This is a genomic window from Microbacterium sp. bgisy207 (assembly GCF_057706855.1).
The window spans coordinates 1-13924 of record NZ_JBYIPB010000021.1 but is presented as its reverse complement, the minus strand read 5'-3'; the positions used below and the strand labels follow the sequence as shown (position 1 = coordinate 13924).

The following is a 13924-nucleotide window of genomic DNA, read 5'->3' as shown; positions in this document are numbered from 1 at the left end:
ACTGGGTCGGATCCCTGACGGTGGCGGCCACCGGATGCTCGGCCGTCACGCCGGACGCCGCAACCGCCGCGCCGGGACCGGCTACTCGTTCCTGCACCACGCGGTCGATGACTGCACCCGCCTGGCCTACTCCGAAGAGCTCGACGACGAACAGAAGGACACCGCCGCCGGGTTCTGGATCCGCGCCCGCGCTCACTTCGCCGAAGCCGGCCTCACCGTCAAAGCCGTCATGACCGACAACGGCTCCTGCTACCGCTCCCACGACTTCGCCGCGGCCCTCGGCGAGGGAGTCCGGCACATCCGCACCCGCCCCTACCGGCCACAGACGAACGGGAAAGTGGAGAGATTCAACCGCACCCTCGCCGCCGAGTGGGCCTACGCATCGACCTACCTCTCGAACGCGGCAAGATCAGCCACCTACGCCGACTGGCTCGAGGAATACAATCACCGACGACCCCACACCGCCCTCGGAGGCCACACCCCCACCTGCCGCCTTCACAACCTCACGGGTTGCTACACCTAGGGTGGTCGCCATGAGTGACAGCGACGTCTACGTCAGCCCCACCCGCGTCCCTGCCGGCATCGCCCTCCTGCTCGCCGTGCTTGGCACCGCCGCCATGTACGCCGGCTTCGTGCTCGGGGTTCCCGCCGCCCTCGACGGCAGCGGCAGCGGAGCGGGTGGATTCATCGTGCTGTTCCTCGCCGGAGCCGCGCTCGTGCTGGCGGCGCTGGTGATCTCGATCGTCTGCCTCGTGCGCGGTCTCGCGCGCGGCATCGCGATCCTGGCGCTGGTCGTCGCGCTGGTGCCGGTCGTCGGCGTCGTGATCCTGCGGATCGCGGCGGTGTCCTAACCCGCGGCGTCCTGACCCTCCGCCGCCTTGTACACCTTCGACCGCGGCACATAGCGCGCGGAGTTGCCGAGCAACCCCGCGACCTCCTCGTCAGTGAGCTCGCGGCGCACCTTGCCCGGGATGCCCGCGACGAGCGACTGCGGCGGCACGATCGTGCCCCTCGAGCACCACCACCTCGCGTGCCGTGGCAGACCACGAGCACCGCCTTGCCGGGAAGTCGGTGGCGATGCGGGTCAGGGCCACGACCCCGTGCACAGCGACGGAGTCGAGCGACGCTGCGCCCGGATACTCCCGGTCGGGCCAGCGCGCGATCGCGGCGGCGGCCGAGGTGCCCTCCAGCTCGCCGTAGTCGCGTTCGGCGAGCTTCGGATACGCGGTGCCGAACGGGGTGTTCAGCCCTTCCGCGATGATGCGGGCCGTCTCGCGGGCGCGCAGGAGCGGGAAGTTCACGACCGCATCCACGGCAGTGAGCGCAGGGTCATCGGGGTATCCGCCACCTATCGGTGTCCGGTGTTGTTGAGCCGGATGTCGCTCGATCCCTGGATGAGTCCCTCGGCGTTCCAGTCGGCCTGACAATGCCGGATGAACGCGACGATCATGACGTGAAGGCACCGATCACGCCGACCACGGGTCCAGACCGCCCCGGAGCCCACGACGACGAGCCTCACGGGCGCCACCAGCAGGAGGAACCGCGCCCGGTGGGCGAGGCGCCACGGCAGCACGCCCAGGTATCGCCGCGCGAATTCCCGGATCGCGGGGGTCGTCGATCGTCGGCGTTGTGATCCTGAGGATCGCAGCGACCGCCTGACTTCGGGGTGCTCGCCGAACGCTTCAGTGCCGGGAACGGCGCCGGTGACCCGCCCCTGCGGGCGGCGCAGCATCTTTTACACGCTGGAAATGTTCAGGCCATGCCCGCGCAACGACAGCCAGCGAGCATGGATCGTATACAAAACGCGAGAGATCGCGTCATGATTGCCGCGAGAATTGAGAGGCTTATGAAGACTTCAAGCCACCGCGATAGGCGTCTCGCCTGGGCGGGTGCGACCATGGTGGGGATGCTGACGATCGCCGGTTGTGCGGCGGAGCCATCGACCGAGGAAGAGTCCCTTCCGGTCGTGGCGACACAGCTGAACTGGGTCACCAACGTGGAGTTCGCCGGAATGTGGATCGCCGAGAGCGAGGGCTACTACGCGGAGGAGGGCATCGTCGCCGAATGGCTGCCGGGCGGCCCCAACGTCTCCAACACCGTTCAGATCGTCGCATCCGGTGACGCACCGATCGGACTCGATACGAACTTCACCTCGTTCATCGACGCCGTGTCGGAGGGAGCCGACGTGGTGCTCGTCGGTGCTGTCTACCAGGAGAGCCCATTGGCAATCCTGTCGCTCTCCGAGAACCCGATCAACTCGGTCGAGGACATGATCGGCAAGCGCATCGGAAGCCCCCAGGGGCAGCAGCGTGAACTGGATGCCATCTTCACCATCAACGGGCTAGAGCCGGATTACGAGTTCGTGCCGATCGGCTACGACGTGCAAGCGCTCGTGAACGGAGACGTCGACGGGATCACCGCCTTCGCCACCAACCAGGGACTCATCCTCGAAGAGCAGGGTGTGGACTACACCAGCGTGTCGTGGCAGGACCTGGGTCTGGATGTCTACTCCAACATGATCTTCGTCGACCGCACCTACCTGGAAGAGAACCGCGACCTGGTTGTCGCCTGGTTGCGGGCTACCGTGAAGGGCTGGGAGAAGAACGCCGACGACCCCGAAGTGGCCGCGCAGCTCGCGGTCGACGTGTGGGGAGCCGACCTGGGACTCTCGCTGAGCCAGCAGATCAAGGAGAACATCAATCAGATCCCGATGACGACGAGCGATCTCACCGCGGAGTCGGGTCTGTTGCGGATCTCGGCGGAGGACATCGAGCAGAAGATGTACCCGATCCTGCGGGCTGCGGGCATGACCGATCTTCCTGATGTCGCGACTTACGTTGACGAATCGCTGCTCGACGAGGTCTTCGGCGGATCGGCAACCCTGCTCCGATGACTGTGCAGGACCTCGGTCCGGTCGGCACGGCGACGCGGTCCCGAAAGACCATCGAGATCGTGATCGGCGTGCTCCTCTTCGCCTCGGCGTGGGAGATCATCGGCCGGACCGGGGTCCTCTCCACCTCCTGGCCACCCCTCACCGACGTGTTGTGGGTGATCGTCGATCCCGCGCGTGCGCCGAGGTTGTGGGGGGCGCTCGGGGTGACCGTCCAGGAGGGGCTTCTCGGCGGCGTGATCGGAATCAGCGCCGCGGTGGCGACCGCGGTGCTCTCCCGCCTGATGCCGGTCACGCGTCGCCCGGCGGAGCGCTTCGCGGTTCTCGTCGAGGCGGTTCCGGTCGTCGCCCTCGGCCCGCTGCTCATGGTCCTTCTGCCCCGCGCCGTCGTGCCCGCGGCGCTGGCGGCGACAGCGGCCTACTTCGCTGCCTTTGTCGTCATCTGCTCCGCGCTGTGGACCCGACGGGCGGCGCAGGAGGACCTGTTTGCCGTACTGGGTGCCCGGCGGATCGCGGTGCTCGCGCAGCTGGAAGCGCCCGCGGCGCTCCCAGCGGTGTTCGCGGCTCTTCAGCTGGCGATTCCCGCGGCCCTGTTGGGGGCGGTGATCGGCGAGTGGTTCGGCTCCGCCCGGGGCATCGGGCCCCTGCTGATCAACTCGATGCAGAACTACGACATCCCGTTGCTGTGGGCGGCGGGGGTCCTGACCGCAGTGCCCGCCAGCATCGTCTACGGCGGCGCTGCGTCACTCGCCCGGCGGAGCGCGGCGAGGTTCGGGCTGTGAACGCGCGCGTGACGGCTATCGGGCGAGCGGTCGCCCGGTTCGCCTGGGACAACGTGGCGGTCGTGGCGATCGTCGCCGCGTGGGCGCTGTGGGTCGTGATCGGGCAGGTCAACCGGGTCGTCATGCCCTCCCCGGCGAGTGTTCTCGCCGACCTGGTCGGACATCCGGATGCGTATCTTCCCGACCTCACGGTGAGCGCCGGGCTGGCCGCGACGGGTCTCGTCCTGGGACAACTGCTTGGCATCGGACTCGCCATCGCGGCCCATCTCTCAGGAGTCGTGCGTGCGGCGGTGCGGCCCGCGGTGCTGATCGTCCGCGCTGTTCCCATGGTGGCGATGGTTCCGATCTTCGCGCGGATTGTCGGTTACGGAACGCCGACCGTGCTGGTCGTCGCCACACTGGTCGCGTATTTTCCAGCGTTCGTCCTGGTGTCGCGCGGTCTGGCCTCCGCCTCGCGCAGCAAGCAGGACCTGCTGACGGTGCTGGGAGCCTCGAGATGGACGAGGTTCCGGCGGCTCGATCTCCCGGCCGCGGTCCCTTCGCTCTTGGAGGCGTTCCGGCTCTCTGCGGTCGGGTCGGTGGTCGGGGTGCTGCTCGCCGAGTTCGTCGTCGGGTCGTCGGGTCTCGGGCAGCTCTTCGTGGTGTCGCGGGTCTCCTACGACATGTCGCGATCCTGGGGTGCCGCCATCGTCGCCACAGTGCTCTCTCTCGCATTCTTCGGGCTGGCTTCGGCCGTGACGCGGTGGCTCGAAGCGGCTTATCACGACGGCAGTAATGGGAAGGGATGATCGTGAACGACAACATCGACGAGGCTTGGGTACGGACGGTACCCAAAGCCGAGGTCCACGTGCACCTGGACGGATGCATCGACCGGGAGGAGCTGATGCGACTGGCCGGCAAGTACGGGGTGCCCCTTCGCCGACCGGCCGAGCAGCTCTTCGATTTCGACGGACTCACCGAATTTCTCCAGTTCCTCGACTGGGGTGCGTCGCTGGTCAGGACCGCCGACGACGCGGCATCCGTCGCCTATCGGTTCGCCCAGAGGCAGGCGGCCAGCGGCATCCGCTACACCGACGTGATCATCAACCCGACCCACTGGGAGGCCTGGCGCGGAAATATCGCGGGACTCGTCGACGCCCTCGACGCCGGATGGCGAGAGGCGGAACAGGACGGACTCCCGTCGACTGGCCTGTGCCTGAGCTTGTTGCGCCAGCAATCCGCCGCTGAGGCCGATGAACTGCTGGATTGGATGCTGGAGCGGGACCATCCGCGGGTGGTCGCCCTGTCGATCGACGGCGACGAAGCGGTTGCCGGGCGTGTGTCCGCAAGGTTCGCCGACACTTTCCGCCGCGCGGCATCCCGTGGCATTTACCGGACCGTTCACGCAGGGGAGTCCAGTGGTCCCGAGGGTGTCCGCGATGCGATCGACCTCCTGATGGCCGATCGTATCGATCACGGCTTCCGCGCGATCGAGGAACCGGCGCTGGTCGCCGAGATCGCCGACCGAGGCATCCCGCTCGGCATCTGCCCGGGGTCGAACGTCGCTCTTGGATTTACCGAGAGCCGGGCCGCGCATCCAGTCGAGGAGTTGCGGCAAGCCGGGGTGCGGATCAGCCTCAACACCGACGACGGCACTGCCCTGGGATCGATTCTCGACCAGGAGTACGCCGCGACCGCGCGGGCGTTCGGCTGGCAGCGCGATGACCTTCTCGCCATCGCGCGAACATCGATCGAGTCGGCCTTCTGCGACGATGACCGTCGTAGCGCGCTGCTCGCGGAGCTCGATGCGGTGGCAGCCGGCGAGGAGGCGCGGGCATGAGCGCGGTGGCGATCGTTGACGCGCGAGTGCTGACGATGGACGATGAGCGCCGCGACCTCGAGCGGGCGACCGTGTTGGTCGAGGACGGCGAGATCGTCGCAGTGGGATCGAACGTCGAGATTCCCGTCGGCTCGCGGGTGATCGAGGCGGCGGGGCGCGCGGTGATCCCGGGACTCGTGAACGCGCACACCCATGTGCCGCAGATCCTGCTTCGCGGCGGCTACTCCCACGATCGGCCACTCTACGAGTGGCTCTACAACGTGCTGTACCCGGGCCTGAGCGTGTACGAGAACGACGACATCCGGTGCGCGACCTTGCTGTTCGCGACGGAGGCGTTGATGAACGGTGTGACGACGATCGTTGACAACGAGGATGCTGGAACGCGTTCCATGGTCTCCACCGCGGCGAGCACTGTCGAGGCCCTCGTCGAGAGCGGCATCCGCGCTGTATACGCTCGCATGTTCGCCGACCAGCCTGCGCCGGGTTTCGAGGATTATCTCGGCGCGGTCCGTGCGAAGGCCCCGGACGTTCCGGACAGCGACATCTTCGTCGACACCGATCGCGTCTTGGCCGACCTCGATGAGATCGTGCGGAGGTACGACAGGGCCGGTGAGGGTCGGATCCGAGTGTGGCCGTCGCCGGCGATCCCCGGAATCGTCTCCCGACGCGCCCTGCAGCGGAGCCGACAGATCGCGCGCGAGCGCGGAACCATGTGGACGATGCACGTCGCCGAGGACGAGCGGGAGCGCGTGCAGCACATGATGGGCGCGGTCGAGTATCTCGACAGCGTCGGTGCGCTCGATGAGAGGTTGCTCGCGGCGCACTGCATCGACGTCTCCGATCGTGAGATCCGGTTGCTCGCAGAATCGGGCACCCGGGTATCGACGCAGCCGGCGAGCAACGCCTTTCTAGGCGCCGGGGTCGCGCCGGTTCCGCGAATGCTCCGGGCGGGCATCCCGATGGGGATCGGCACGGACGATGCGAACTGCTCGGATGCGGTCGATCTCTTCGGTTCGATGAAGCTCCTGGCGCTCCTGCACCGCGCGGTGAGTCGTGACCCGGGGGCGATCAGTCCGCAGCGGGTCGTGGAAATGGCAACGATCGAGGGAGCGCGGGTTCTGGGTATGGATGACCTGATCGGATCGATCGAGGTCGGCAAGCGCGCCGACCTCGTCATCCTTGATCTGGAGGAGCCGCGGATGACGCCCGCGGCCGACTTGTACGCGGCGCTCGTATTCTTGCAACCCACGGTCGCGGTACGTACCGTGATAGTCGACGGTCGGGTCGTCGTCGAACGCGGCGTTCCTACCTTCCTTGGCGCTGACGGCGACCTCGCGGCCCTGGTGCGGGAGGCCTCGGAGCGTTCCCGCGGCATCGCGGACCGCGCACGACTCCAGGTGGGCCGATGAACGCCGGCGCGCCTCTCGGGCGCAGCGTGCGGGTCGAGGCGGTCTCGAAGTCGTTCCGGCTGAAGCGCGGAGCGTCGGTCCAGGCGATCAAGCGGGTAGACCTGGAGATCGCCGAGGGGGAGTTCGTCGCGCTCATCGGCCCGTCGGGCTCGGGGAAGTCGACGATCTTGCGGATGATTGCCGGACTTGACGAGCCGACTTCGGGGTCCGTGACGATCGCCGGTGAGCATCCGCGAGTCCTCGCGCGCGATCATCGCCTGGGTGTCGCGTTCCAGGACCACGCACTGCTGCCGTGGTTGACGGTGCGCAAGAACATTGAGCTCCCTTTCCGAGTCGCGGGCCGTGACGTCGATCGGCACCAGGTAGATGATCTGATCGACTTGGTCGGACTCCGGGGCTTCGCCGATGCGCGCCCGTCCCAGCTTTCCGGCGGGATGCGTCAACGAGTCTCGATCGCGCGGGCTCTGGCTCTGGATCCCTCCGTTCTGCTTCTGGACGAGCCGTTCGGAGCGCTCGACGCGGTGACGCGACGACGACTCAATGTGGAGCTGCAGGCGGTGTGGACGCGGTTGCGCATCACGACGCTCCTCGTCACGCACAGCGTCGAGGAGGCGGTGTTCCTCGCCGACCGAGTCGTCGTGCTGAGCGCCAGACCGGCGCAGGTCGCCGATGTCGTCGAAGTGGGGTTCGAGCGACCCCGTGAGCCGGATCTGCTGCGGGATGATCGCTTGCATCGCATCGTCGACGGGCTGAACGCGCGACTGGACGCGACGGAGGCGGAATCGTCCGCAAGCGGGGGAGCATCCAGCTGAGGCGACCGGAACTCGGCATCTGGCGGGGTTGGTCCCTAGAGTGAGGAGCATGGCTTCTCGTGCTGGGCTTCCCCTGCGCGACGTGATTGCCGCCGCGATCCGGGGACGGATCATCGATGGCTCGTACGTTCCCGGCAGCCGGCTTCGCGAGGAGGAGATTGCTTCCGATTTCGACGTCTCCCGAGTACCCGTGCGCGAGGCCTTTCAGGTGCTGGAGCAGCAGCGCTTTCTCGAGTTGCGCAAATACAAGGGTGCAATAGTCGCCCAGCCCGAGTCATCGGGCACCCGCGAGCTCATCGCGATCCGCGCCGAACTCGAGGCGATGGCGGCGCGGCTTGCCGCGGCTGCCCACGGAGGGGCGATGGCACGCGAACTTCGATCTCTTACAGAAGAGGGCAGCACCCTCGACCCGGTGACCGAACCCGAGCGCCATTCGGAGCTGGTGGAGCGATTCCACGACACGGTGGCGATTGCTTCCGGAAATCGAGAACTCGTCGAGATGCTGAGGACGCTGCGCAGCCGCCTCAGTTGGATATTCGGAGCGGAGCTGGCTGCGCGCGCTGCCGGGTCGTGGGATGAGCATCGCGACATCTGCGCGTCGATTCTCGGCGGCGAGGAGGCCGCGGCTCATCTCATGCGCGAGCACGTCCTCGGCGACCTTGCGTTCTTCGACGAGCTCATCCGTCGCTGAGGTTTAACACGGCGGTAACACTCCGACGCCGGCCCTCTCCGGTAGGTCGTATACGATCGAGGTGAGCAAGGGAGTCATAGTGACCACGACAACACCGCAGGCGATCCAGGCGGATCCCTATGCCTGGCCGTGGCACGGTCAACTCGATCTCACGCGCACGGCTCTGCTCTGCATCGACTGGCAGGTCGACTTCTGCGGCAGCGGTGGATTCATTGATTCGCTGGGCTATGACATCAGCCTGACCCGTGCGGCGATAGAACCCACCCAAAGAGTGCTTGGGCGGGCGCGCGAACTCGGGCTGACGGTGATCCACACGCGAGAAGGGCACCGCCCCGATCTCTCTGATCTGCCCGACACCAAGAGGTGGCGTTCCGCCAGTCAGGGGGTCGAGATCGGGTCCGTCGGGCCTCTGGGACGCGTGCTGATTCGAGGCGAGGCTGGGTGGGAGATCATCCCCGAGTTGGCCCCGCTTGCGGGTGAGACGGTCATCGACAAGCCCGGCAAAGGTGCGTTCTACGCCACCGACCTCGAGCACATTCTGCGCATGGCGGGGATTACCGATCTGCTGATTACGGGGTTGACCACCGATGTCTGCGTGTCGACCACAATCAGGGAGGCCAACGATCGCGGGTTCGAGGTACTCGTGCTGTCGGATTGCACGGCCGCGACCGATCGCGCCCGGCACTTGCAGACGATCGAGATCCTCACGATGCAGGGCGGCTTGTTCGCGGCTGTCGCTTCATCGGACTCCGTCCTCGCCGCGCTGGGTGCGGAATCGCTCCCGGCCGACGACCGGACGCGCTGATGTATGTCGATCTGACGGTCGTGCCGGTTGCTGCCCCCGACGACGCCCCGGTCGACAGGGTGTTCGGGCGAAGGGTCCTTGCCGTCATCGGAAAGACGGAGGGGAACGGCGGCGTTAACGACTTCAGCCGGGCTCTCGCGACTCGCGCCTGGACCGAGGGGCTCTCGGAACCGGCGTTGACCGTCATGTCGGGCGGCACTGAGGGAGTCCTCAGCCCGCATGTCACCGTGGTTTCGGAGGGTTCGACATCAGGCAACGGGCGACTTGCGGCGGGGTTCGCGCAGACCCCTCGGTTATCTGTCGAAGGGCTCGGGCGCCGAGAGCAGGTCGACGCGGTCGCTGCGGCGACGCTCGAAGCGTGCCGCAACGGAGGCTTTGATCCACGCAACGCCCACATGGTGCTCGTGAAATGCCCTTTGCTGACGACCGAGCAGATCGTGTCAGCGAGAGGCGGGGCCGTGACGGATGATCCCTACCTATCGATGGCGCGATCCCGAGCGGCTAGCTCGCTGGGCGTCGCGCTCGCGTGCGGAGAGATCGGCGGAGTCGAAGCGGACCAAGGCCTCGCAGGCGATCCTTCTGTCTGGTCGGCGGTCGCTTCGGCTTCCGCCGGTATCGAGCTCGACCGGTGCCTCGTGCTGGCGTTCGGGTCTCGACTCGACCCCGGCGGACAGCTGAACGCTGAGACGGTGGTCATGCACGACGCGATCGACGTGGAGGAGATCGTCGCGCTCCGCGATCGCATCCGAGCCGCCGGCGGCACCATCGTGCAGGTCTTCGCGAAGGCCGAGGCGAGTCCGGACGGGCGGATCCGAGGGTTACGGCACACGATGCTCACCGACACCGACCTCTCGTCGACACGACACGCGCGCGCGGCCGTAGGAGGCCTTCTAGCGGGGGTGTTCGGGCGCACATCGATCTACGTCTCCGGAGGCGCCGAGAACCAAGGGCCACCTGGAGGAGGTCCGGTGACGGTGGTGTGGCAGGAACCCACGGGCGGAGGTGAGACGAGGCGATGACGAGCAGATTCGGGCCGGTAGCGGCCACACCGTACGCGTGGCCGTTCGACGGAACGTTCTCCGCCCAGTCGACCGCGCTCCTGTGTATCGACTGGCAGGTGGACTTCTGCGGGGTCGGTGGCTACGTCGACCGCATGGGGTACGACCTCACACTCACCCGACGCGGACTCGCGCCCACAGCGCGGATCCTCGGTTCCGCTCGCGCGGCAGGCCTCCAGGTGATCCATACTCGCGAGGGTCATCGGGCGGATCTCTCGGACTGCCCGCCCAACAAACTCTGGCGCTCGCAGCAGATCGGTGCCGAGATCGGGTCGTCAGGACCGGGAGGACGCATCCTCGTACGCGGGGAACCCGGGTGGCAGATTGTGCCCGAAGTGGCACCTCTCGTGGGCGAGATCGTCATCGACAAGCCTGGCAAGGGGGCGTTCTACGGAACCGATCTCGACGTGATCTTGCGCACTCGGGGGATCACTCATCTGATTCTGACGGGGATCACAACCGACGTCTGCGTGCACACGACGATGCGGGAGGCGAACGATCGCGGCTACGAGTGCCTTCTGCTCAGTGACTGCACAGGCGCCACCGATCACGGAAACTACGAGGCGGCGCTGAAGATGATCACCATGCAGGGGGGTGTTTTCGGTGCGGTCGCGGAGTCGTCGGCGCTGGATGACGCGTTCGGTAAGGGATCCGCGCGGTGATCTCTCCTCGCATGGAGATCGCCCGCCTCCACTCCGCGTACCGGCGGGGAACCTGCACACCTCGCGATGTGGCGGAGCGCACTCTGGCTGCGATCGATGCGCGAGGACGTGACGGAGTCTGGATCTCGGTCTCCGATCGACTCGTCCGAGATGCTGAAGCACTCGATCCTGCCGATCGCGATCGTCTTCCGCTCTGGGGCATCCCCTTCGCGGTCAAAGACAACATGGACGTCGAGGGGTGGGCGACGACGGCGGCGTGCCCGTCTTTCGCCTACAGCCCCCAGCAGTCGGCACCCGTGGTTCGCGACCTGATCGCGGCAGGCGCGATCCTCGTCGGCAAGACCAACCTGGACCAGTTCGCTACCGGTCTGAACGGTACCCGTTCTCCTTACGGGACGCCCTCCTCGGCCCACGATAGCTCCCTCATCTCCGGCGGGTCGTCATCAGGATCCGCGGTAGCTGTTGCGGCGGGCCTGGTTGCGTTTTCTCTGGCGACCGATACCGCGGGGTCCGGGCGCGTTCCCGCGGCGTTGAACGGGGTCGTCGGTCTCAAGCCGAGTGTGGGCCTTGTCAGCACTCGCGGTGTCGTGCCGGCGTGCCGGTCGCTCGATTGCGTTTCGGTGATGGCGAACTCGGTTGCCGACGCAGCCATCGTGGCTCAGGTGATCGCCGGCTTCGATGATCAGGACCCCTGGTCGCGCCCGCTCCCGGTTCCTTCCGCCCGGGTTGCTTCGGTCTCGCTCGCCGGAGTCCGCCTGGGCGTGCCTGAGGTTGTCGCCGGATGGGGCGAGCGTGGCGAGGAGGACGCGTGGAGTCGGGTCCGTGCCGACCTCGTCCGAGCCGGAGCCGAACTGGTTGAGATCGACTACACCCCGCTTCTCGAGGCAGGTCGTCACCTGTATGGCGGTGCGTGGCTTGCTGAGCGCGCGACCGCCGTCTCGGTCGCGCTCGAGGAGGACCGAGACGACGTCGACCCGGTCGTGCGCCAGATCTTGGCGGGCGCCGGTGCGATGTCGGCCGCACAGGTCTGGTCGAGTATGCACCGCGTGTGGGAGTTGCGGCGGGAGGCGGATGACATCCTCCGTTCGGTCGATGCTCTGCTCACTCCCACGGTGACGAAGACCTACACGGTCGAGCAGATGCGCGCTGACCCCGTCGAACTCAACGCGCAATTGGGTACCTACACGACCTTTACCAACCTGCTCGACATGTGCGCCATCGCGGTCCCGGCGGGGAGTACGGCGGCGCACGTCCCCTTCGGTGTCACCCTTCATGGGCCTTCCGGTGCCGACCAGGAACTCGCAGGGCTGGCGTCGGCGCTCGCGGATGCGGTCGACCAGGACTCGCTGATGGAGGTCGCCGTCGTCGGCGCCCATCTCGAGGGGTTCGGACTTCATCACCAAATCACCGATCGCGGCGGGCTCCTGAGCCGGCGCACGATGACCGCACCCCGGTACCGGCTCTACGCGCTCCCCGGCGACGAGCCGCGACGTCCCGGGCTGGTGACCGATCTACGAGAAGGCGCTCGTATCGAGGTCGAGGTCTATCGGCTTCCGACTGCTACCGTCGGGTCCTTTCTCCGCGGTGTGAGTGCACCGTTGGCGATCGGCACGCTCGAGCTCGACGACGGCACCGCCGTCCACGGATTCGTCTGCGATCCGACGGCGCTCGAGGGAGCGCGTGACATCACCGCGTACGGCGGGTGGCGCTCGTATATGGCCGCGGCGGCCGATGATCTCAACAGGGCGGCCGATGCCAGCTGACGACGTCCCGATCCTCGCGGTTCACGGGGTCGCGGCCTCACCTGCCGTCTGGGATCCTCTGAAGCGCTTGATTCCACAGCTCCGGGCGCTTCGTCGCCCGAAGACCGGTCGGTTGGAGGACGAGATCGAGTGGCTGGCCGAGTATGCGGCGGGCGCGGTCATCGTGGGGATGTCAGGCGGGGCAACCCTCGGTCTCGCGCTCGCGGGCATGGGTGCCGCGTGCCATGGATTCGTCCTCCATGAGCCGGCGGCGGGGAACCTGGTGCCGGACCTTCTCTCCCCGACCGCCGAGGCCTTTCGCCGTGGCGGGACGACAGCGGTGGGTAAGGCGCTCTATGGCAGGAGGTGGTCGGTCGACCTGCTCGATGACCACGGAGACGTCGACGCGACGACGGCGAAGGAGATCGCCATGTTCCGCAGCTTTCAGCCTCGACGTCGACCGGTCGGGGGACCCCGATGCGTGGTCACGACGGGGTCTCGGTCGGCTGCGCCCAGGCACCATGTTGCGAGAGAGCTGCGGCGGCTGGGCTACGAGACTCGCACCATCGAAGGCTCCCGGCACTTCGTCACATACGAGCAGCCCGCGAGGCTGGCCGCCCTGGTGCGCGAGGTCGCCGGATTGGATGCGCCCGGGCATCCGGGGATCGATGACGGAGGTTCGGGGTGGGCGAGGTTCTGGTGGTGACCTCGCGGCGGTCTTCTAGACCTCGGCCGCGCGGTAGATCTTCGACCGCGGCACATAGCGCGCGGAGTTGCCGAGCAGCCCGGCGACCTCCTCGTCGGTGAGCTCCCGCCGCACCTTGCCGGGGATGCCCGCGACGAGCGATCGCGGCGGAACGACGGTTCCCTCGAGCACCACCGCCCCCGCGGCGACGAGCGAGTTCGCGCCGATGACGGCGCCGTTCAGCACGGTCGCGTTCATGCCGATGAGGCATCCGTCTTCGACGACGCAGCCGTGCACGACGGCGGCGTGGCCGATGCTGACGTCGGCGCCGATGATCGTCGGGTTGCCCGCCTCGGTGTGGATCACCGCGTTGTCTTGGAGGTTGCTGCGTTCGCCGAGCACGATCTCGTCGATGTCGCCGCGCAGCACCGCGCCGAACCAGACGTTGGCATCTGCAGCGATGCGCACCTTGCCGATCACGGACGCGTTCGGGGCGACCCAGGCGTCGGCGGAGATGTCGGGCTCGTGCCCGTCGAAGGGGAGGATGACCGGCATTCCGCCAGCCTAGC

General features: G+C 67.3%; 17 protein-coding genes and 1 pseudogene. 14 read left to right on the top strand and 4 right to left on the bottom strand.

The features are described 5' to 3' along the window. Positions 1 to 523 (top strand): integrase core domain-containing protein (locus tag AC3ENO_RS14590; RefSeq protein WP_434971307.1); only part of this gene is annotated, 523 nt, incomplete at its 5' end. 10 nt (positions 524 to 533) lie between these two features. Further along, entirely contained in the window at positions 534 to 851 is a 318-nt protein-coding gene (locus AC3ENO_RS14585; protein ID WP_195691675.1) for a hypothetical protein, read from the top strand. Here the strand turns inward: AC3ENO_RS14585 and AC3ENO_RS14580 are convergent. The 3 genes and pseudogenes from AC3ENO_RS14580 to AC3ENO_RS14570 form a co-directional block, all read right to left on the bottom strand. After that, positions 848 to 1009: pseudogene (locus tag AC3ENO_RS14580) on the bottom strand (gamma carbonic anhydrase family protein); the annotation flags it as partial. The gene AC3ENO_RS14585 and the pseudogene AC3ENO_RS14580 sit on opposite strands and share 4 nt — an antisense overlap. After that, positions 942 to 1301, bottom strand: a complete 360-nt coding sequence (locus tag AC3ENO_RS14575; RefSeq protein WP_408904883.1) for a histidine phosphatase family protein — start codon at positions 1299 to 1301, stop codon at positions 942 to 944. The pseudogene AC3ENO_RS14580 and the gene AC3ENO_RS14575, both read right to left, overlap by 68 nt. 47 nt (positions 1302 to 1348) lie before the next feature. Further along, complete coding sequence (locus AC3ENO_RS14570) at positions 1349 to 1732, bottom strand: histidine phosphatase family protein (RefSeq protein ID WP_267189647.1); 384 nt, start codon at positions 1730 to 1732, stop codon at positions 1349 to 1351. A gap of 114 nt (positions 1733 to 1846) precedes the next feature. Here AC3ENO_RS14570 and AC3ENO_RS14565 point away from each other — a divergent pair, with 114 nt between their 5' ends. The 12 genes from AC3ENO_RS14565 (at position 1847) to AC3ENO_RS14510 (ending at position 13376) form a co-directional block, all read left to right on the top strand. After that, a complete protein-coding gene (locus AC3ENO_RS14565; protein WP_195691674.1) occupies positions 1847 to 2893 on the top strand; it encodes an ABC transporter substrate-binding protein in 1047 nt (348 codons plus the stop codon). Further along, entirely contained in the window at positions 2890 to 3672 is a 783-nt protein-coding gene (locus AC3ENO_RS14560; protein ID WP_195691673.1) for an ABC transporter permease, read from the top strand. Before AC3ENO_RS14565 ends, AC3ENO_RS14560 begins: the two co-directional genes overlap by 4 nt. Further along, a complete protein-coding gene (locus AC3ENO_RS14555) occupies positions 3669 to 4460 on the top strand; it encodes an ABC transporter permease (RefSeq protein WP_195691672.1) in 792 nt (263 codons plus the stop codon). Before AC3ENO_RS14560 ends, AC3ENO_RS14555 begins: the two co-directional genes overlap by 4 nt. A gap of 2 nt (positions 4461 to 4462) precedes the next feature. After that, on the top strand, positions 4463 to 5491 hold the full coding sequence (gene add / locus AC3ENO_RS14550) for an adenosine deaminase (RefSeq protein WP_228178106.1): 1029 nt from the start codon (positions 4463 to 4465) through the stop codon (positions 5489 to 5491). Beyond that, positions 5488 to 6900: an amidohydrolase family protein gene (locus tag AC3ENO_RS14545; protein ID WP_195691670.1), complete on the top strand. Its 1413-nt coding sequence runs from the start codon at positions 5488 to 5490 to the stop codon at positions 6898 to 6900. The genes add and AC3ENO_RS14545 overlap by 4 nt, the downstream gene beginning before the upstream one ends. Beyond that, positions 6897 to 7712, top strand: a complete 816-nt coding sequence (locus tag AC3ENO_RS14540) for an ABC transporter ATP-binding protein (RefSeq protein WP_228178107.1) — start codon at positions 6897 to 6899, stop codon at positions 7710 to 7712. The genes AC3ENO_RS14545 and AC3ENO_RS14540 overlap by 4 nt, the downstream gene beginning before the upstream one ends. 49 nt (positions 7713 to 7761) lie before the next feature. Next, positions 7762 to 8403, top strand: a complete 642-nt coding sequence (locus AC3ENO_RS14535) for a GntR family transcriptional regulator (protein WP_195691669.1) — start codon at positions 7762 to 7764, stop codon at positions 8401 to 8403. A gap of 79 nt (positions 8404 to 8482) precedes the next feature. Beyond that, on the top strand, positions 8483 to 9208 hold the full coding sequence (biuH, locus tag AC3ENO_RS14530) for a biuret amidohydrolase (protein WP_195691668.1): 726 nt from the start codon (positions 8483 to 8485) through the stop codon (positions 9206 to 9208). After that, positions 9208 to 10227 (top strand): ring-opening amidohydrolase, encoded by a 1020-nt coding sequence (locus tag AC3ENO_RS14525; RefSeq protein WP_195691667.1) that lies wholly within the window; start codon positions 9208 to 9210, stop codon positions 10225 to 10227. The genes biuH (AC3ENO_RS14530) and AC3ENO_RS14525 overlap by 1 nt, the downstream gene beginning before the upstream one ends. After that, entirely contained in the window at positions 10224 to 10928 is a 705-nt protein-coding gene (gene biuH / locus AC3ENO_RS14520) for a biuret amidohydrolase (RefSeq protein ID WP_228178108.1), read from the top strand. The genes AC3ENO_RS14525 and biuH (AC3ENO_RS14520) overlap by 4 nt, the downstream gene beginning before the upstream one ends. Beyond that, positions 10925 to 12691, top strand: coding sequence for an allophanate hydrolase (atzF, locus tag AC3ENO_RS14515; protein WP_286932984.1), 1767 nt, complete (start codon positions 10925 to 10927; stop codon positions 12689 to 12691). The genes biuH (AC3ENO_RS14520) and atzF overlap by 4 nt, the downstream gene beginning before the upstream one ends. Further along, a complete protein-coding gene (locus tag AC3ENO_RS14510; RefSeq protein WP_195691666.1) occupies positions 12681 to 13376 on the top strand; it encodes an alpha/beta fold hydrolase in 696 nt (231 codons plus the stop codon). Before atzF ends, AC3ENO_RS14510 begins: the two co-directional genes overlap by 11 nt. A 15-nt stretch (positions 13377 to 13391) precedes the next feature. Here AC3ENO_RS14510 and AC3ENO_RS14505 read toward each other — a convergent pair whose 3' ends face one another. Beyond that, on the bottom strand, positions 13392 to 13910 hold the full coding sequence (locus tag AC3ENO_RS14505; protein WP_228178109.1) for a gamma carbonic anhydrase family protein: 519 nt from the start codon (positions 13908 to 13910) through the stop codon (positions 13392 to 13394). Positions 13911 to 13924 lie beyond the last annotated feature (14 nt).